The sequence below is a fragment of the Flavobacteriales bacterium genome (assembly GCA_016700415.1).
Classification (GTDB): domain Bacteria; phylum Bacteroidota; class Bacteroidia; order Flavobacteriales_F; family PHOS-HE28; genus PHOS-HE28.
The window spans coordinates 816877-834672 of record CP065018.1; the positions used below are offsets into that span (position 1 = coordinate 816877).

Annotated in this window: 18 protein-coding genes and 1 tRNA gene; 10 read left to right on the top strand and 9 right to left on the bottom strand. The window is 58.3% G+C overall.

Features of this window, described 5'->3' with window-relative positions:
* Positions 1-274: 274 nt before the first annotated feature.
* Genes IPP95_03335 through nth form a run of 3 tightly spaced genes read left to right on the top strand, consistent with a single transcriptional unit; the run spans position 275 to position 2299 of the window.
* The gene (locus IPP95_03335; GenBank protein QQS73276.1) at positions 275-898 is read left to right on the top strand and encodes a hypothetical protein; all 624 of its coding nucleotides are present in this window, start codon (positions 275-277) and stop codon (positions 896-898) included.
* Entirely contained in the window at positions 882-1667 is a 786-nt protein-coding gene (locus IPP95_03340; protein ID QQS73277.1) for a nucleotidyl transferase AbiEii/AbiGii toxin family protein, read from the top strand. Before IPP95_03335 ends, IPP95_03340 begins: the two co-directional genes overlap by 17 nt.
* On the top strand, positions 1664-2299 hold the full coding sequence (gene nth, locus IPP95_03345; GenBank protein QQS73278.1) for an endonuclease III: 636 nt from the start codon (positions 1664-1666) through the stop codon (positions 2297-2299). Before IPP95_03340 ends, nth begins: the two co-directional genes overlap by 4 nt.
* A gap of 506 nt (positions 2300-2805) precedes the next feature.
* Here nth and IPP95_03350 read toward each other — a convergent pair.
* Positions 2806-3393: a sigma-70 family RNA polymerase sigma factor gene (locus tag IPP95_03350; protein QQS73279.1), complete on the bottom strand. Its 588-nt coding sequence runs from the start codon at positions 3391-3393 to the stop codon at positions 2806-2808.
* Between the two features lie 315 nt (positions 3394-3708).
* Between IPP95_03350 and uvrA the strand changes: the two genes are divergently transcribed.
* Positions 3709-6522: an excinuclease ABC subunit UvrA gene (uvrA, locus tag IPP95_03355; GenBank protein QQS74184.1), complete on the top strand. Its 2814-nt coding sequence runs from the start codon at positions 3709-3711 to the stop codon at positions 6520-6522.
* Between the two features lie 117 nt (positions 6523-6639).
* Here uvrA and IPP95_03360 read toward each other — a convergent pair whose 3' ends face one another.
* Positions 6640-6867 carry a hypothetical protein gene (locus IPP95_03360; GenBank protein ID QQS73280.1) on the bottom strand — a complete coding sequence of 76 codons (228 nt, stop codon included), beginning with the start codon at positions 6865-6867 and terminating at the stop codon, positions 6640-6642.
* A 173-nt stretch (positions 6868-7040) separates the two neighbouring features.
* Between IPP95_03360 and IPP95_03365 the strand changes: the two genes are divergently transcribed.
* Positions 7041-7970: a DUF58 domain-containing protein gene (locus IPP95_03365; protein ID QQS73281.1), complete on the top strand. Its 930-nt coding sequence runs from the start codon at positions 7041-7043 to the stop codon at positions 7968-7970.
* 225 nt (positions 7971-8195) lie between these two features.
* Positions 8196-8269 (top strand) — tRNA-Asp (locus IPP95_03370).
* 752 nt (positions 8270-9021) lie between these two features.
* Here IPP95_03370 and IPP95_03375 read toward each other — a convergent pair.
* Positions 9022-9159, bottom strand: coding sequence for a hypothetical protein (locus tag IPP95_03375; protein ID QQS73282.1), 138 nt, complete (start codon positions 9157-9159; stop codon positions 9022-9024).
* 170 nt (positions 9160-9329) lie between these two features.
* Here IPP95_03375 and IPP95_03380 point away from each other — a divergent pair, with 170 nt between their 5' ends.
* Complete coding sequence (locus tag IPP95_03380; GenBank protein QQS73283.1) at positions 9330-9713, top strand: hypothetical protein; 384 nt, start codon at positions 9330-9332, stop codon at positions 9711-9713.
* Between the two features lie 864 nt (positions 9714-10577).
* Here IPP95_03380 and IPP95_03385 read toward each other — a convergent pair.
* The 6 genes from IPP95_03385 to IPP95_03410 form a co-directional block, all read right to left on the bottom strand.
* On the bottom strand, positions 10578-11054 hold the full coding sequence (locus IPP95_03385; protein QQS73284.1) for a hypothetical protein: 477 nt from the start codon (positions 11052-11054) through the stop codon (positions 10578-10580).
* A gap of 310 nt (positions 11055-11364) precedes the next feature.
* Positions 11365-11829, bottom strand: coding sequence for a hypothetical protein (locus tag IPP95_03390; protein ID QQS73285.1), 465 nt, complete (start codon positions 11827-11829; stop codon positions 11365-11367).
* Positions 11826-12116, bottom strand: coding sequence for a helix-turn-helix domain-containing protein (locus IPP95_03395; GenBank protein QQS73286.1), 291 nt, complete (start codon positions 12114-12116; stop codon positions 11826-11828). The genes IPP95_03390 and IPP95_03395 overlap by 4 nt, the downstream gene beginning before the upstream one ends.
* Before the next feature lie 77 nt (positions 12117-12193).
* Complete coding sequence (locus tag IPP95_03400) at positions 12194-13060, bottom strand: hypothetical protein (protein QQS73287.1); 867 nt, start codon at positions 13058-13060, stop codon at positions 12194-12196.
* Between the two features lie 28 nt (positions 13061-13088).
* Complete coding sequence (locus tag IPP95_03405; protein QQS73288.1) at positions 13089-13574, bottom strand: tyrosine-type recombinase/integrase; 486 nt, start codon at positions 13572-13574, stop codon at positions 13089-13091.
* Positions 13575-13606: 32 nt separating this feature from the next.
* Positions 13607-14455: a phage integrase SAM-like domain-containing protein gene (locus IPP95_03410; protein ID QQS73289.1), complete on the bottom strand. Its 849-nt coding sequence runs from the start codon at positions 14453-14455 to the stop codon at positions 13607-13609.
* A 421-nt stretch (positions 14456-14876) separates the two neighbouring features.
* On the opposite strand from IPP95_03410, the gene IPP95_03415 reads away from it, so the two are divergent.
* The 3 genes from IPP95_03415 to IPP95_03425 are packed head-to-tail and all read left to right on the top strand — an operon-like array spanning position 14877 to position 17682.
* Positions 14877-15896, top strand: coding sequence for a hypothetical protein (locus IPP95_03415; protein QQS73290.1), 1020 nt, complete (start codon positions 14877-14879; stop codon positions 15894-15896).
* Positions 15893-16996 (top strand): tRNA 2-thiouridine(34) synthase MnmA, encoded by a 1104-nt coding sequence (mnmA, locus tag IPP95_03420; GenBank protein QQS73291.1) that lies wholly within the window; start codon positions 15893-15895, stop codon positions 16994-16996. Before IPP95_03415 ends, mnmA begins: the two co-directional genes overlap by 4 nt.
* Positions 16993-17682 (top strand): hypothetical protein, encoded by a 690-nt coding sequence (locus IPP95_03425; GenBank protein QQS73292.1) that lies wholly within the window; start codon positions 16993-16995, stop codon positions 17680-17682. The genes mnmA and IPP95_03425 overlap by 4 nt, the downstream gene beginning before the upstream one ends.
* The last annotated feature ends 114 nt before the right edge of the window (positions 17683-17796 follow it).

The following is a 17796-nucleotide window of genomic DNA, read 5'->3' on the forward strand; positions in this document are numbered from 1 at the left end:
GATCAGCGGTGAAGAGCCGCCCTTCCGGGTTCTGTCATACATCTACGTTTTCTGTCGCCCCACTTCATCGATGTGATCCCGCACCTTTGTCCGCCCCATGACCCCTCCTGGCGCGACTCTACAATTGCCCTCGGTTGGATGGACCAACTTTAAGGGCGAGATGAGGATCCCCGGAGAGAACTGAGCAGGCGGCAGGGGACCCAAGCTCGCGTGAGTTTCAGGATTACGCTTTATGTCACGAAAGGGCTAATTTTGTCCCCCTCGTGACATAAAGATGAATTTCAGGGATTTCGCAGAGGTCTATGCCGAGCGTCCGTGCTTCACCGTGCGCGAGGTGTCATTGCGCTTTCCTGGATTCAACGACCGCCAACTGCACTATTGGCAACGGAAAGGATGGGTACGCCAATTGCGACGCCCCTATTACCGGATCACCGAGCGGCCTTGGACGCTGCATGAACGACAAGCGGTGGCGAACACGGTCTATGCACCTTCATACATTTCGCTGGAATCCGCCCTGTCGCACCATGGCTTTATTCCGGAAGGCGTGTTCCACATCACCTCGGTCACTTCGCGCCACACGCTCACATTTGAGGTGGACGGCATTCGCCACTTCTACAGGAGCGTCCAGCCGTCCTGGCTTTTCGGTTTTACCATTCTGGAGCAGGGAGGGGTCGCCGTGCGCATGGCGGATCCTGAAAAGGCTCTATTGGACCTGCTCCACTTGAATCCTCAACTGAAGAATCCAGAAGATATCGAGGGGCTGCGACTTGATCGAACGGGGATCTTGGAGGCGGTCCGGCCTATGATCTGGCAGGACTACCTATCCCTTTCCACGAACAATGCGCTGCGTACCCGTGCGGACGCATTCCAAAACTGGTTACATGATCACGCTGGCTGAGATCAAGAAACCCTACGCACAGGAACTTCATGCCCACGAGGGATTCCTGATGCGTGAGTACCTGCAATACCGCGTTCTGGGCATCATTTTCTCATCCCCGTTCGCGGAGAAGTTGGTGTTCTTGGGCGGAACCTGCTTGCGCATCGTGCATGGGAACCGCCGCTTCAGTGAAGACATTGACTTCGACAATTTGGGGCTGACCAAGCCGGAATTCGCGCAGGTGGGCAACCTCGTCAAGCAGGAGTTGGAGCGGGAAGGCTATACCGTTACCGCTGAAATGGCCGGGCTGAGCGCGTTACGTTGCCGTGTGCGCTTACCGGGCCTGTTATTTCATCACGGCCTTACCGGGCACAAGGACCAGACGGTGTTGATCCAATTGGACACTGAACCGCAGGGTTACGCATACGAGCCGGAACCTTGGTATTTGGCACGGTGGGACGTACGGCAGGACATCCGCTGTTGCCCGTTGCCCCTGCTTTTGTCGCAGAAGTGCCATGCCATCCTCGATCGCAAGCGTGCCAAGGGACGCGATTTCTTCGATGTGAGCTTTCTGCTTGGCCTCAATGCGGAACCCGATATGCGCTACTTGCAGGAAAAGACAGGATTGAACACGACGCAAGAATTAGCCGATGCGCTTTTGGAACGATGTGCCCAGTTGGATATGGAAGCGATGGCCACCGATGTGGAGAAATTCCTTTTCGATGCGAATGGCCGCCTCGGCGTCACACGCTTCCCACAGCTCATCCAACAACATTGGCTCCGCCCATGACCAAGCAAGAGAAAGCTGCGTTCGTCGCGAGGGCACTGAACAAGCTCTACCCACGGCCCGCGATCCCGCTGGACCATCGGGACCCGTACACGCTGCTGGTGGCGGTGGTGCTCAGCGCCCAATGCACCGACAAAAAGGTGAACGAGATCGCACCGCTCCTCTTCGCCAAGGCACACACCCCGAAGCGAATGGCAGCGCTGGACGTAGAGGAGATCCGCGAGATCATCAAGCCGTGCGGGCTTTCACCGGCCAAGAGCAAGGGGATACACGGGCTTTCGAAGATCATCATGGAGAAGCACGGCGGACAGGTGCCGAACACCTTCCCGGAGCTGGAGGCCTTGCCCAGCGTGGGCCACAAGACGGCCAGTGTGGTGATGTCGCAGGCCTTCGGTGTACCGGCCTTCCCCGTGGACACGCACATCCACCGGCTGGCTTGGCGCTGGGGATTGAGCACGGGCAAGAACGTGGAGCAGACCGAAGCGGACCTGAAACGTTTGTTCCCCGAGGATACATGGAACGTGCTTCACCTGCAGATCATCTACTTCGGGCGTGAGCATTGCCCGGCGAAGGGGCATGACCCGCTGAAGTGCCCCATTTGCAAGGAGATCGGGAGAAGGGAGCTTTTTCAGTGATCCCACGGAAGGATCACCACCGAGGCACATAGGCACAGAGGCACGGAGAAATGCAAAATGGCGATCACTATACACCGGTCACCAAAAACAAGAACGGGGCATCATCACTGATGCCCCGTTCGGATTCTTTTGTTGATGCGAACTCAGTTCAGCACCACGTCCATCTGGCCGATGGGCGGAATTTTCACCACCCTCAAGGCTTTACTGTAGCTGAGGATAGCATGTACCGTGGAAGGCCGCGGGCCGGAAAGAACGGGCATTTCAACGCTTTTACGTGAAGGTCTCCGAAGTGTAGAGTGTGCCATGTCTGTGGATTTTTGCTTAGAACGCCTGTGCGCCGGAGCATATTGCATGGCGTGGAAAACAGTCCCCTCAGCGATCTTCCGAAGGAGATCCTGAGGAAAGAGAGGCATACAACGTCCCCTGCGGGAGACGTTGATGGTACTAAACACGAACGCCGGCTTACGGGCCGACGTTCCTGGGGCGGGATCCCTCACGTGTAGGGATCAGGCCCTTTCAAGCTGCATGCCGTGCTGCTTGATCAGTCTCCGCATATTGATCAGGGCGTAGCGCATGCGCCCCAAGGCCGTATTGATGCTCACGTCGGTGTGCTCGGCGATCTCCTTGAAGCTCATGCCCAAGTACGTGCGCATCACCACCACTTCCTTCTGCTCGGGAGGCAGCCTGTCGATGAGCTTGCGCACGTCCTCGTCGATCTGGGCGTTCACGATGCGTTCCTCCACGTTCTTGTCCGGCTGGGAATGCGTGGCGAAGACGTCGTAATCGTCGTTGCTCCGCACCATGGGCATCTTCTTGTTCCGCCGGAAATGGTCGATCACCAAGTTGTGCGCGATGCGCATCACCCAGGGCAGGAACTTGCCTTCTTCGTTGTATTTCCCCGCTTTCAGGTGGTGGACCACCTTGATGAAGGCCTCCTGGAAGAGATCCTCGGTGATCTCCCGGTTCCGCACCATGAGGAAGATGTGGGACCACACTTTCCGCTTGTGGCGAAGAAGCAGGGTTTCAAATGCGGCTTCGTCACCCTCAATATAAAGGTGTACGAGCTCGACGTCTGTAAGTGACTTGGACAGCATGACCTTTCCCGTTTAGGTCCGAAGGGGATGAAAAGAGCACTTCGGTGTAGAGGTCTTGCTATGGGCTGTCCGTTTGGTTTTTAATGTGCTCCCAAAACGGGAGGCGGGGGTGAACTTAGTGCAGACGCTTGGTGTTGGGTAAACGTTGCCTGTGGGTGTCCTATTGTGCGGGGACGTCCAATTTTTCTGTGGACCAAATATACGTACCCGGATCAAAACCGGTTCACCGGGCAGTAAATTTGCCGCCCCTTGACAAAACCCGTCCATGATCCCAATGTCCGTACGGAGCCGGTAAAAGCCGCTTCCAACGGGCGGTTGCCGCATCGCTCCCCCGGCATCATCAGCGTGCAGGGTGCCCGCGTCCACAACCTGAAGAACATCAGTGTGGACATCCCCCGAGGCAAGCTGGTGGTGATCACCGGCCTCAGCGGTAGCGGAAAAAGCTCCTTGGCCTTCGATACGCTCTATGCCGAGGGTCAGCGCCGCTATGTGGTAAGCCTCAGTAGCTACGCCCGGCAATTCCTCGGCCGTCTGGAAAAGCCGGACGTGGACCGCATCACCGGCATCAGCCCCGCCATCGCCATCGAGCAGAAGGTGATGACGAGCAACCCGCGCAGCACCGTGGGTACCAGTACCGAGGTCTACGACCACCTCAAACTGCTCTTCGCCCGCGTGGGCCACACCTTCAGCCCGGTCACCGGTCGCGAGGTGAAGCGCGACACCATCGAGGATGTGGTCGCCGGTGCCAACGCTTTCCCCAAGGACAGCACCGTACTGCTGTTGAGCCCGATCAACCTGCCGGAGGGGCGTTCGTTGCGCGAACATCTCGATGTATTGCAGCAGCAAGGCTTTGCGCGCGTCCACGATGGCAAGGAGGTGCAGCGGATCGAGGACCTGCTGATCGCGAAGGACCTTTCCAACGGACCGTGGAGCCTGGTGCTGGACCGCATCACCGTGGACCCCGGCAACGAGGAGACCGAAAGCCGTGTGGCGGACAGCGCCGAAGCCGCCTTCTTCGAGGGCCAAGGTGCATGCATGCTGTTGGGCGAGGACGCAAAGGGCAAGCCGCTGCGTCGCAACTTCAGCGACCGCTTCGAGCTGGACGGCATCACCTTCGAGGAACCCACACCGAACCTCTTCAGCTTCAATGACCCCGTGGGGGCCTGCCCGCGCTGCGAAGGCTATGGCAACATCATCGGCATCGATGCCGACCTGGTGATCCCCGACAAGACCCTTTCGCTGTATGACGATTGCGTGGCCCCGTGGCGCGGCGAAAAGCTGAGCGAATGGAAGCGTGACTTCATCCGCGACGTGGCGGAGCGTGACTTTCCCATCCACCGCCCCTACCGCGAGCTGAACGAGGCTCAACAACACTTGCTATGGAACGGTGCGAAGGGCGTACATGGCATTGACGCGTTCTTCCAGTACTGCGAGCAGAAGAGCTACAAGATCCAGTACCGGGTGCTGGCCAGCCGCTACCGCGGGAAGACCAGCTGTACGCTCTGCCACGGCAGCCGTCTCAAGCCCGAAACGCGGCACGTGAAGGTGGCCGGGCATGACATTACCGAGCTGGTGCGCCTGCCCATCACCGAATGCTTGGCCTTCTTCAAGCACATCGAACTCTCCCCCGCCGACGGCAAGATCGCGGAACGCCTGCTGAAGGAGATCGTCAACCGCCTGCGCTATTTGGATGAGGTGGGCGTGGGCTATCTCTCCTTGGACCGGCGTAGCAACACCCTCAGCGGCGGCGAGACCCAGCGCATCGACCTGGCCACATCGCTCGGAAGCAGCTTAGTGGGCAGCATGTACATCCTGGACGAACCCAGTATCGGCCTGCATCCGCGCGACACGCACCGGCTGATCGACGTGCTGAAGCAATTGCGCGACCTCGGCAACACCGTGATCGTGGTGGAGCACGACGAAGAGGTGATGCGCGCCGCGGACCACATCATCGACATGGGGCCGGAAGCAGGCACCCACGGTGGCGAAGTGATCTTCAGCGGCACGCACGACCAACTGATGACCAGCGATGGCCTCACCGCCAAGTACCTCACGGGGCGCGAGAAGATCGCACGGCCCAAGCGGAGGCGTCCGGTGAAGGACCGCATCACGGTGAAGGGTGCGTGCGAGAACAACCTGAAGGACATCGACGTGGCCTTTCCGCTGAACATGCTCACCGTGGTGACCGGCGTGAGCGGAAGCGGTAAGACGACCTTGGTGAAGCGCATCCTCCACCCCGCCCTGCGCCGCGAGCTGGAAGGCGGCGGCGGTGAGCGGCCCGGCGCGTTCAAGGAATTGGCCGGCGACATACGCCGGGTGGAGGCCGTGGAGATGGTGGACCAACATCCCATCGGTCGTTCCTCGCGCAGCAATCCGGTGACCTATGTAAAGGCGTGGGATGACATCCGCCAGCTCTTCAGCGAGCAGGAAGCCGCCAAGATGCGCGGCTACAAACCGGCCTACTTCAGCTTCAACGTGGACGGCGGCCGCTGTGAGGTCTGCCAAGGCGAGGGCGAGGTCCACATCGAGATGCAGTTCATGGCGGACATCAGCCTGAAGTGCGAAGCCTGCCATGGCAAACGGTTCAAGGAGGAGATCTTGGACGTGAAATTCCACGGCAAGGACGTCGCGGAGCTGCTGGACCTCACCGTGGACGACGCGCTGGACTTCTTCCAAACCCACGCGGACAAGCACACTGCCGTGAAGCGGATCGTGGAGAAGCTAATGCCCTTGCGGGAAACGGGCCTTGGCTATGTAAAGCTCGGCCAGAGCAGCAGCACACTTTCCGGCGGTGAGGCACAACGCATCAAGCTATCTTCTTTCCTCGGCAAAGGCCATGACGCCAAGGCCACGCTCTTCATCTTTGACGAGCCCACCACCGGCCTGCACTTCCACGACATCGCCAAACTGCTGAAGGCCTTGAACGCCTTGATCGAGAACGGCCACAGCGTGCTGGTGATCGAGCACAACCTGGAAGTGATCGCCTGCGCGGACCACCTGATCGACCTCGGTCCCGAGGCCGGGGATGCCGGGGGTGCGATCGTGTTTGAAGGGACTCCGGAGGCCTTGGTGGCGAGTGGTGTTGGGCATACCGCGCATTTTCTGAAGGCAGTGATGGGGCGGGATTAGTTGTCAGTTGTCAGGTCCGTTCCAGAAGTTTCATCCCCACCCGATGGGCAAGCACGATCCACGTTGGCAGGCGTGTCGGTGGCCTAACAACTGAAAATTGACAACCGCCACATTCCTTCAGCCGACCACAAAATCCTTCCCCTCACCCGGCATCACGGAGATCTCCGCGCCATTCACCCCGGACACTTGCACCACCCAATCCCCGGTTTCGGAGCGTTGGAGCAAGGTCACCCGTACAGCAGTGGAGCCGTCCAGATAGAATTCCACCCCGGCCCCGCGGTCCAAGTGGTCCGAGGGTCCTTTCGGGTGGGTCAGGCGTACTTGGGGGAATCGGGAATTGCTCATCTTGTACAAATGTGATCTCGACCGGCGGGCGAAGGAACGGCTAAAAGATCGTGGATGCGGGAGCTGTTCTCAGCAAGGGCCGTATCAGGAGGATCCCTGTGAACTCGGGGAGAAGCGTTACACCGCAAAGACCGATCTTTGCCCCCTCCCTTCCGCGCCGCGGGAACCCGCCCATGCCCATCGACCAGCACCACATCCAAGCCCTTAGCCAGTTGGAGTTCCATGCGCGGCAGGTGGTGGAGGGTTTCCTTGCGGGATTGCACAAAAGCCCCTTCCACGGTTTCAGCGTGGAGTTCGCGGAGCATCGCGCGTACAACCCCGGCGAAAGCACCCGCCACATCGACTGGAAGCTGTATGCCCGCACGGACAAGCTATTCGTGAAGCGCTACGAGGAAGAAACCAACCTGCGCTGCCAGTTGGTGATCGACGCCAGCAGCAGCATGTACTATCCGGAAACCTCAGAAAAGGCGCCGAAGCAGTTCAACAAGATCGAGTTCGCCACCTATGCCGCTGCGGCCTTGATCGCCCTGCTCCGCAAGCAGCGCGACGCCGTGGGTTTCACCGTCTTCGCGGATGACGTGCTCATCACCGAGGAGGCCCGCAGCAATGCCGTCCACCTGAGGCATCTGATGGCGGAACTGGAGAAGCTGCTCAGCACTACCGCGCCCACCAAGGACAAGCGGACGAACGCGGTGGACGCCCTGCACGACATCGCGCGCCGCACGCACCGCCGCTCGCTCGTGGTGCTCTTCAGCGACATGATGGACAACAGCGAACGGAGCGCGGAGCTTTTCGATGCGCTGCAACACCTGCGCTACAACAAGCACGACGTGATCCTCTTCCACGTGGTGGACCGCAAACACGAGCTGGAACTCGGCTTCGAGGACCGCCCCTACACCTTCGTGGACGTGGAGAGTGGCGCCCAGGTGAAGGCCCATGCGGCGGAAGTGCGCGCGGAGTACAAAGCGGCCATGGCGGCTTACTGGCACGAGTTGAAACTCAAGTGCGGCCAATACCGCATCGAACTCGTGGAGGCCGACATCAATGCGGGTTTTGAGAACATCCTGTTGCAGTTTTTGCTGAAGCGGAGCCGGTTGTACTAGTTGTCAGTTGTCAGGTTCCCCCGCCAAAGCGCCCTGGCGTCGGCGGGTTGTCAGTTGTCAGGGCGCCCACCGCCAAAGCGCTTTGGCGACGGCGTGGTGGGCGCGGCTTTTGGACGGTCGTGGCTTTCACGTGCAACTTTCAGCACTTGCTTCCTTGAGACGAAACTTGCGGGATCGAACGGACGGATTACATTTGCAGCCGCTTCGGCGGAAGTTGAAGCCAACGGTTCGGTAGTTCAGCTGGTTAGAATGCCGCCCTGTCACGGCGGAGGTCGCGGGTTCGAGTCCCGTCCGGACCGCAACGGTATCGCCGCATCCCTTAGAGTATCAAGGGAATGCGGCGATCCTCGTTGATGGTTGTTGACCGTTTGTTGACCCTTTTGCCTCAATTCCTCCCCTTTTGTGAGTTCAGGTCGCGGCAATGGGTGTTGTACTGAAATGGGGCACGAGTGCCACTTTCTTAGGCTGGAAGGAAAGTCACTGATGGCGCATTTTATGCAGGTCAAACGGTTGCGGCCTATTCACGCGCGGGCATCATGCCCCGGCTCGGAGGAATGGCCAAGGCTGCGTATTCCTCCCCTTCGGCATATTCCTGGCCTTCCCTACTGGGGCGGGTGAACAAGGCACTTTTAGCCATTTTCACAATGCCATGTGTGGGTAAGGCTATCCATGGACATAGGGGGTAGCCCGGGGTGGGGGGGCAAATGCGGAAGAGAAAATGACACTCCAAAAGGGAAAGGGGACCCGTTCTACTTATCCTGCGTTCGAGTGCCTTTGCACTGGCCGTGGCATGGGTAGCTCCATGTCCGTAGCCTCGCATATAAGCAGCAAAGTCTTCAGGTTCACGCCCCTACCTTCCATCAGGTTCGTGAGGGATGTCCCGCTCACCAAGGTGTTCCGTGTCTTTCCGTCGCGCTGGGCGATTTCGTTCAGCCTCTTGCACACAAGGTACTTGGTCATCTTCTTGTCGGCCATACGTGTGCGGATGAGGCGACCTATTTCGGCCATGGCCTGATCTGCGGGGCTGGGCTGCGACACTGTGACTTTGGGTTCAATGATGTGTGCATGGGTCATTGCGTCCTCCGCCTCCATCCTTCGTGCCGCCCTCCACCATCTGCGTGTACTTCCCCTTCACTCCCGCATCCTTTTCCTCCTTCAGTTTTTTGGACAGGAACAACGTCATCTTCATGATTTCGGGGTCCGTCCACTCTCTCTGTTTGTCCATTGTGATTGATTGAGGCGTTCGCGCTAAGGTAGCGGTGGGTGAATTTGGAGGTTTGGTGCAGAATTCAGCCGCAAGTGGCCCAAATGTGCCTTGGATTATTCTGCTACCTTCGTTTGGTGAATGAACCACGACCCATGAAAAAACTGATCCTCCCTATTCTAATTGCCGTCGCCACAATCTGTCAGGCGCAAGATCCTGGGACCTTCATCCCGGCGCACTATAACAGCCAAGGCATCTTCATACCCGGCCATTACGAGAAATACGATGAGAGTGGGGTCCCGCCCCAAACAAATCCAAACGGGGTCAACCAAAGTAGGAGCTCTTCAGTGGGCAAATATGGAGGTAGACCCTTGTACGCCCCCGTGGTCAGGCCGGTGCAGTATGTAGCGCCTGTTTCCCAGCCCATGTCAGCAGAGCAGGCCCAGTATTTGGCCCAGCAGCGTCTTGAACGGAGAAGAGCGGGCAAGAAGAAGGCAAACGAGAAGGCAGCGAAGGAGGCGAGGAAGAAAGCCAAGTAAACCCTTGCAAACCCTCTTCTCGCCTAATTGGGAGGTTCCAGCGTAAACCGGACATGTCCATGCTGATGCGCACCTTCACATCCTTTGGAATGATAGGCAATCGTCGGTTCAAATGACCAAGCGGAGTATCCGACCGGAAGAGATGAATACGACGTCCTGCTGTTTGCCAATATCATCCCGTTGTTCTCGATGCTCACCCGCACCCCTTCGTCGAGGTCCGCGAGGTACCAACCAAATCCGGTGGTGTTGTGGTCTCAAGCGTAGGCCAAAGTTGATTGACTGTCCAGACAGGCGTGACACCAAGCATCAATATGAATAGCGCCTTCATAGGGCAATACTACAGCGCCTTATTCGATTTCGCCTTCATCCCGGTGGTTGTGAGCCTTGGCCCCAATGGACGGATGAATGGAGTATGGTCGAATAGCAGAGGGTTGTAATGTTGGGTTGGTTGCTGGCAGCGTTGCGGCAACTTTTGCCGGCCTTCCCATATCGTTGTTCGCTGCAATACTTCGACCGTGGATCTTGCCCAGATATGTCCCGCCCACAAGTGAGGCAATGTCGGTTGTCCATGATGTCGTCCCCGCTATCCTTAGCCCGGACCTTTGCACCCCTTATCGTATAGGGTGCAAAGGTCCGAATTGGCCCTTTTTCGGGATGGTCGGTTGATGTTACCCCCGTCGGTGTAAAGGTCCGGCGTGCGGTAAGTATGGTGGGTTTTACCCCGTCTGGGCAAAGGTCCGGGGTCGGGCCGTCGTTCAGCTCTTCCAATTTGGCAGCGATCAACCTTCGCAGGGTAGCCTTTAGGCCGTCGGGGGCATGTCGCGTGTAGATGTCGTTCAGCATCTTCCGTTTCGCCGCCGTTTGTCAGCCGCCCAATAGATGGCTGGCCAATAGTTCGACCTGTAAGGGCCGAAGTCCTGGCCTTTGTATTCCCGGCTCCACGATCAACAGTTCGTCGAACCTTGCCAATGCGTACCCCTGCAATGCGGCCCATGTGGACGGCTCCATTAAGTCGGACAAAGTGCGCACCCCGTAGCGTTCAAGTTGGCGCATCTTCCGGGCGGCTAATTCAAACCGGAGCAATTCGGAGGGGCCATCGTACTCAATGCCCAATGCCTTGCAAACGGGCACCATGTGCAATGCCTTATCGTAGAACTTGAACCGGTATAGGTTGCCATGCGTTCGTTTGTTTTGTGGTGTATCCGGGTGGCAAATAGTAATCCCCTGCGCTGGAGCATCCATCGGCCTTGCATGCGATGTTCGGTGCAGCACGATCGACCGCAGCACCTCGGCCGTGGCCATGGGCGGAATGATGTTCACGCCCACCTCGACATTTGACAAAACAAGGTTTGAAGAGTGAAGGCCGAAGGTGTGCAAACGAGTAACAACCTCAACGAATTGGTGAACGAAGTCCGCCAGGGGTAGATTGTGGAATGAACCCACCATCCGGGTGCAACGGGTTTCATCCCCGTGAAAAGTGAAGGCACCCCACCGGGCGGTATATCGTGGGCAACCGTTGCGGCCTGGCCCCTTGTACGTCCACTTCAACAGGTGGTGCGTTCGCAACCATTGTTGGTCACGTCCCCGGATCCGTATCTTTAGACCGTCGATCATGCGGCATGTCCCATGTAAGGCAACTGGATAGACGGGGTCAATAGCCCCCGTTGTCGCGTTCAGGCGTTACGTGGGCCGCTGGGGGTATCTGTAGCCATGGGATCACACTGCGGGCGAACTTCACCCGTTCGGGAATGCTGAACTTTTGTAGGCCGGTGAAGTAGAACACGATCAACCGCCGGGCATCCGGGGTGAAGTGGAACACGACCACGTTCCGGCAAACCTTCCCGGCATACACGTCGGCATGGTCGCCAACGAACCACTGTTCTATGTCCGTGGGGATCAACCCGGTGTGGAATGTGCGGACCTTGTTGCGCGTGGGGCCGTCAATGATCATATCCGCGCCCACGGCCTTGCGGGCCTTGTCCCATGTACGTTTCACCTTCAGCCATTCTGGCACCTTGGTGAACGGAATGATGGCGGGATCCTTCAAATAGCGACCGCTGGGAACGTCGTTCGTGAACGTGACCACGGCATGTGAGGGGCAAACTGGATTGTTCATGCCCGTTGTTGTTTACCGGCGGTGCGCATCTGTTGCAATGCGTTCAGCACCTCGGAATGTTTGTACAGGACACGGTTGCCCATGCGGTACCCCTTCACGTAGCCACGTAGGGTGTATTGCCGCAACGTGGGGAGGGTAACGTGTAGCTGTTTGGCCGTTTCAACCCGCGTCAACAACTCTTCAGGCGGTGGCGGTGTTGCGGTGTCCATGTCCGCACGCATGGCGCGGACAATCTCACTTACCAAGTCGGTGAGCGGTACGGAGGAAAGAACTATCTGTTGATCCATTGGTCGATTTGTTTCGCCAAATGGACCGCCGTTTCACGCCCCCGGTGTAACCGGACCGTTACCGGTAACGCTCCGAATTACTCCATTTCGTCAGCGTTTGGCACGATCAAAATACCCTTGTCCGGGATCTGGAATTTCGCCGTTTTGGTTTCGGGTAAAGGGCGCGGTGCCGATGGCCTCAGCCGCACGCGAAGTTGCTCCACGGTGAGGGAGTTCCCATCTTCGCCTTTCACATCGAACGCCTGCAATAGCACACGCGCAAAGCCGGTGAAGTTGGGTTCGTTTTCTTTTCCGCCCCTTCGCGGTATTGGGAAGTAACCGGCGTTTGAAAGGGTGGTGAAAATGTGAGCAAACGCGGAGGTGGTGGATGTCCAAGGCAGGCGTTCCGGGGTACCCTTCGTTGCTGTAGGTGCCAGTTCTACGGGGTTGCCTAATGCGGTGGGAAGGTTCGTGATCGTGTCCGAAATTCCCTTTTTCAACGCACGCCACTCTGTACAACCAAGCCTCGGAAAGCCGTGGAGTGGGTAGTCCTGTGCGTTGACAATCTCTACTTGATCAGCCAACCATGCCAGCCGATTGAGCATTGCGGGATCCTGCGGACGTTGTGAAATGTATTCTCGTATTGCAGGAAGCAACGGTGCAAACCTTGCGGATAGCTCATGGCGCATGATGCGACCGTTTGCGTTTTCCTGGTGGTCAGTAAGAGAGGGAAATACACCTCCCACCCCATTTTTCCCAAGACGCTCGTTAGCAGCATAGGCATCGCGTCTCAACGCTCCATACAAGGCAAGTGAGAACTTTCTGCCAATTGCTGTTTTTGCATAGTCCATGAACTCCTTGAACGCATCCATCGGCGAGAGTTCCTGTACTGTGAGAAATAGGTCCGGTAGTGAGAATTGCTTTAACACTTCGTCCTTGGTGGGACCGGCCAATATCTCGCCCATGCGGTCGTGATTGTCGTAACTCATGCGATCAAACGGCCTTCAATACCGGCATGGTGAACAGGCTGGACTTGGCCATGATGTCCGCGTGTTCATCATTAGTCAGGCGGATGTACCGCATGAATGCCTGTTCCGTGCGGTGTCCGGTTACGGCCATGATCGTGCGGGCGGGGATACCGTCGCGGTAGCAGTTGGACGCGAAGGACCGGCGGGCGGTGTGCGTCGTTACCCGTTCCCATTTGTACCGTGCCACTTCCCGGCGGATGCCGCCCTTTGTTCGGCCTTCCATGGTTTTCACCTGCAATGCGGGCACCATGGCAGCGGCCTCTTTGATGTAGCCGTTTTGTTTTTGGTTCGATATGCCTGAAGGCACACGCCCGCCATACTTGGCCATGATCGCAGGAATGCACGGGTGTAGCGGTATCGTTACCTCTTTGCCGGTTTTCGATGTTCGTACCCGCAGCCGTCCCCCTTCGATGTGTTCCGGTTGGATGCGGGATAAGTCCCCGAACCGCAACCCGGTCCACGATCAAAGAACAGGTCACGGGGTCAAGGCGGGTGTGCGTTCAGGTCCAGCCGGTAGAAGGCATCCAGTTCGGCGGCGGTCAAATAGACTTGTTCGCTGGGATCTTCCTTCAGCGTATAGCGTTTGCTGAACACTTCAGGGTTAACCTCCTTGCCCACTTCCCGGTGTTCCTTGGCAAGTCGCAGGAACTTGCGCAAGGTCCGGGAATACTTCACGACGGTGTTGGCCGCGTAGGTCTTACCGTTCACGCCCTTGGTGAGGAAGTGCGTGAACCCGGAAACGAATGACCCGTCAACTTCGGAGAAATACACGGGCGGCGGTGTTTTCCTGTTGGCGCGTTTCGCAACGTATGCCTTCAGCAGTTCCAAGGTCAACACGTAGCGGTTCACCGTGGTGAAATGCAGTGATCCGGACCCGTCCACATGTTCCCGACCTTCCTTGCTATCCACGAAGTTTTGAACGAAGGCCAACAGGTCAAGGGGTGCATCCCTGGTGGCCTTGCCGTCCGCGCTGTTGAGCGCGTCCCGCAGCTCGTTGCGCGAAGGTGCCCGGTTGTGTTCCCGTGCGAAGGTGTCCAAGATGCCCACGGCACATGCCTGCAACACCTTCAGGCGTTCGTTGATGTCGCGGTGGGCCTCAACTGCGAAGGGCCTACCGTCCGCGTTCACCCGGTCGCTGGGGGGCGGTGAGCAATGCGGGCACGTTGGGGCCTTGCCGGTGACTTGCTCTTTTGTCGCGTTCCAATGCCGGGGCACCACTTTGCACCCCGTGGGATAGACAAGGCGTTGTCCCGCCCATCGGATGTGAAGGTGTACGGCGGTGGGTACGTCAACGGGTTCCGCGTCGCGGAGGTAAAAGTGAAAGGTGGCCATGGGGTTGCATGTGAGGTTACTGGATACCGCGAAGATAGATCGTTGACCCTTTTGTTGACCCTTTGTTGACCCTTTTCCCTTTCTTCCTTCCGATACCCGTTTCCCCCATCCGTTACCAATGCCCCGCCATTGCTGGACAAATTGGCGTTTCAGCAGCGGAACCGGGAAAGGCGGAATGTGCTGAATTTAGTCCCGTCCGGACCGCAAGAAAGCCCCTCTTTCGGGGGCTTTCTTCATTTTAAGCCTTCCAGGCCGCAATGGCCTTCCGCATCACATACAGCACCAAGACAATTCGGCGACCCCGCGTTCCGGGCACCGATCTTGCAAACAGGCCTTGCCCGATCCCTTCAACACGGGACCACACCAAGGCCGACCCCTACCCCGTTCTTACCTTCGCGCAAGCGAAAATCGCTCACACCCTATGACCTTCCGTTCGATCCTCCTTTCCTGCTTCACCCTGTTAGCCACTGTTGGCATGGCACAGCCCGGCGCCGCCATCAACCAAAAGGACGCCCAAGGCCGCAAACAGGGACCGTGGCAACGGAATTGGGCGGAAAGCAGCCAATTGCGCTATACGGGGCAGTTCAAAGATGACAAGCCCATGGGCGACTTCATCTACTACAGCACCGCCGGCAAGGTGGAGAGCCGCATCGATCACTATGCAGGAAGCGACGCGGCGCATGCCAAACACTATCACCCGGACGGCAAGCTGATGGCCGAGGGCCGCTATGCGGGCGAGGACAAGGACAGCACTTGGAACTATTACGACACCGACGGCATTCTCCGCAGTACCGAGCACTGGAAAAAAGGGGAGATGGACGGCGAGATGACCACCTTCTATCCCGATGGGAAGATCACCGAACGGCGGCATTTTGAGAACGGGACCGAGAACGGGAAAGCTGAGCAGTTCTATGCGAGCGGTACTTCCCGCTACCTAGCGAACTACGTGAACGGGGCTCCGGAAGGTATCGAAACGTTCTACTTCCCCAGCGGGAAGAAGGAGATCGAAGGCAACTATGTGGACGGCGTGCGCGACGGACGTTGGGCCTACTACAACGAGGACGGCTCCGTGCAGATGCAAGTGCTCTACGCACAAGGGAAATTCGTGAAGCAGAAGTATGAGAACGGCACCTTCAAGGAATACTGGACGGACCAGCAGATGAAGAGTGAGACCACCTACAAGAACGGAAAGCGTGAAGGCCCATTCACCGAGTGGTATGACAACGGGACATGGACCGATGTGCCGGTGAAACTGGGGCCGCAGGGCGAAGAGCAGAGCGAGGTGGAACGCGAACTGAAGGGCCAGACGAAGAAGCGCGAAGGCAGCTATAAGAACGACGTGCTGCAAGGCCCGGTGAAGGAATACGACGAAAAAGGCAAGCTGGTCTCCACGCTGGTCTATGAAAATGGCTCGCCCAAGACGGGCGGCGTAAAACCATGAGCAAGCACGGACGTGTGCTGGTGGCGATGAGCGGCGGGGTGGACAGCTCCGTGACCGCACTGATGCTGCACGAACAAGGTTACGAGGTGATCGGCGTCACCATGAAGACGTGGGACTATGCCGCGAACGGAACGGGCAAGCGCGTCACCGGCTGCTGCGACCTGGACAGCATCAACGACGCGCGGGAAATGGCGGTGAGCCGTGGCTTCCATCACATGATCATCGACATCCGCGAGGAGTTCGGCTCGGCGATCATCGGGAATTTCACGAGCGAGTACATGGCCGGCCGCACACCGAACCCCTGTGTGCTGTGCAACACCTTCATTAAGTGGGAGGCCCTGCTGAAGCGCGCCGATATGCTTGACTGTGAGCTGATCGCGACGGGCCATTATGCCAAGGTGCGCGAGGAAGGCGGCCGCTACGTGGTGAGCAAAGGCATGGACCCCGGCAAGGACCAGAGCTATGTGCTGTGGGGCTTGGAGCAGAAGAACCTGGCCCGCACGCGCTTCCCCATCGGCGGCTTCCGGAAGAGCGAGATCCGCGCCATGGCCGTGGACAGCGGCTTCCCTGAACTGGCGCAGAAGAGCGAGAGCTATGAGATCTGCTTCATCCCCGACAACGACTACCGTGGTTTCCTGAAACGGAAGGACCCGGTGGCGTTCGAGCAATTGAAGCACGGCAAGCTCGTGGGCACCGACGGTGCTTCGCTCGGGGAGCACGACGGCTATCCCTTCTTCACCATCGGCCAACGCAAGGGCTTAGGAATTGCCACGGGCACACCGATGTATGTCACGGAGATCTTTCCGGAGACCAACACCGTGGTGCTTGGTGGGAAAGACGACTTAGACAAGCAGACCGCCTGGGTGCGGCAGCCGAAATTCCAAAAAGTGCCGGAGCTGCGCGGTGAAATGGAGACCGTGACGAAGATCCGATACAAGGACAAAGGCACGCCGGCCACCATCAGCATGGACGATGAACATGTGCGTGTGGATTTCCATGCAAAGGTGAAAGGCATCGCACCGGGGCAAAGCGCCGTCTTCTATGATGGGGACGATGTGGTCGGTGGCGGCTTCATCGACCGAGAACCAGCCAGACCATGAAAAAAGCACTCCTCCCTCTTGCCGTGGCCGTTACGGCATTGCTATGGACATCCGGTTGCAAAAAGGACGAGGACCCGCAGCCCGTGGACCTGGGCCACGCCTACTTTCCCACCGACACGGGGCGGTGGGTGGACTTTGCCGTGGACACCGTGTGGAGGAATGACCTGAGCGGCGTCACTGACAGCCTGCACTACAACCTGCGGGAAAAGATCACCGAGGACTTCACCGACCCGGAAGGCCGCCCGGCGCAGCGGCTGATCCGGTACCGGCAGGACAGCGCCACGGGCATCTGGATACCCAAGGACGTGTGGTGGCAGGTGCGCGGCAATACCCAGGTGGAACGGGCCGAGGAAAACCAGCGGCGCATCAAGCTGATCTTCCCGCCGCGGACCGGGCAATTCTGGAACACGAACGCGCTCAATACGGACCGGGAGTATGAACTCACGTATATGGAAGTGGATGAGCCCTGGGGTATCAACGGCCTGAGCTTTGACAGCACCTTGCTCGTGAAGACCACCTACTCGAACAACGCGGTGATCACCAACACCTATTATGAGCGTTACGCAAAGCACATCGGACTGATCTATCGCCAGGTGGACAGCACCGACACGCAGACCGACGTGAACGGCGTGGTAAGGATCCGTGGTACTTGGTACAAACAGGTGGTCACGGGCTACGGTCATTGAATATGGGACGTGGAGGCGCGGAGGCGCAGAGAATGCACGGTTTGGAAGGAAGGGTACAGGGTACCGGGTACCGGGTACAGGGTATCCCGCAGCGCGGCAGTCGTATTCCCGCCG

What these genes read in the sequence shown, in the direction of transcription:
- IPP95_03360 (QQS73280.1), bottom strand. Translation starts at nt 6,867, where the DNA reads ATGAGCAATTCCCGATTCCCCCAAGTACGCCTGACCCACCCGAAAGGA.
- IPP95_03425 (QQS73292.1), top strand. Translation starts at nt 16,993, where the DNA reads ATGAAAAAAGCACTCCTCCCTCTTGCCGTGGCCGTTACGGCATTGCTA.
- IPP95_03335 (QQS73276.1), top strand. Translation starts at nt 275, where the DNA reads ATGAATTTCAGGGATTTCGCAGAGGTCTATGCCGAGCGTCCGTGCTTC.
- IPP95_03375 (QQS73282.1), bottom strand. Translation starts at nt 9,159, where the DNA reads ATGAAGATGACGTTGTTCCTGTCCAAAAAACTGAAGGAGGAAAAGGAT.
- mnmA (QQS73291.1), top strand. Translation starts at nt 15,893, where the DNA reads ATGAGCAAGCACGGACGTGTGCTGGTGGCGATGAGCGGCGGGGTGGAC.
- IPP95_03365 (QQS73281.1), top strand. Translation starts at nt 7,041, where the DNA reads ATGCCCATCGACCAGCACCACATCCAAGCCCTTAGCCAGTTGGAGTTC.
- IPP95_03400 (QQS73287.1), bottom strand. Translation starts at nt 13,060, where the DNA reads ATGGGCGAGATATTGGCCGGTCCCACCAAGGACGAAGTGTTAAAGCAA.
- IPP95_03350 (QQS73279.1), bottom strand. Translation starts at nt 3,393, where the DNA reads ATGCTGTCCAAGTCACTTACAGACGTCGAGCTCGTACACCTTTATATT.
- IPP95_03390 (QQS73285.1), bottom strand. Translation starts at nt 11,829, where the DNA reads ATGAACAATCCAGTTTGCCCCTCACATGCCGTGGTCACGTTCACGAAC.
- IPP95_03380 (QQS73283.1), top strand. Translation starts at nt 9,330, where the DNA reads ATGAAAAAACTGATCCTCCCTATTCTAATTGCCGTCGCCACAATCTGT.
- IPP95_03415 (QQS73290.1), top strand. Translation starts at nt 14,877, where the DNA reads ATGACCTTCCGTTCGATCCTCCTTTCCTGCTTCACCCTGTTAGCCACT.
- IPP95_03395 (QQS73286.1), bottom strand. Translation starts at nt 12,116, where the DNA reads ATGGATCAACAGATAGTTCTTTCCTCCGTACCGCTCACCGACTTGGTA.
- IPP95_03340 (QQS73277.1), top strand. Translation starts at nt 882, where the DNA reads ATGATCACGCTGGCTGAGATCAAGAAACCCTACGCACAGGAACTTCAT.
- nth (QQS73278.1), top strand. Translation starts at nt 1,664, where the DNA reads ATGACCAAGCAAGAGAAAGCTGCGTTCGTCGCGAGGGCACTGAACAAG.
- IPP95_03410 (QQS73289.1), bottom strand. Translation starts at nt 14,455, where the DNA reads ATGGCCACCTTTCACTTTTACCTCCGCGACGCGGAACCCGTTGACGTA.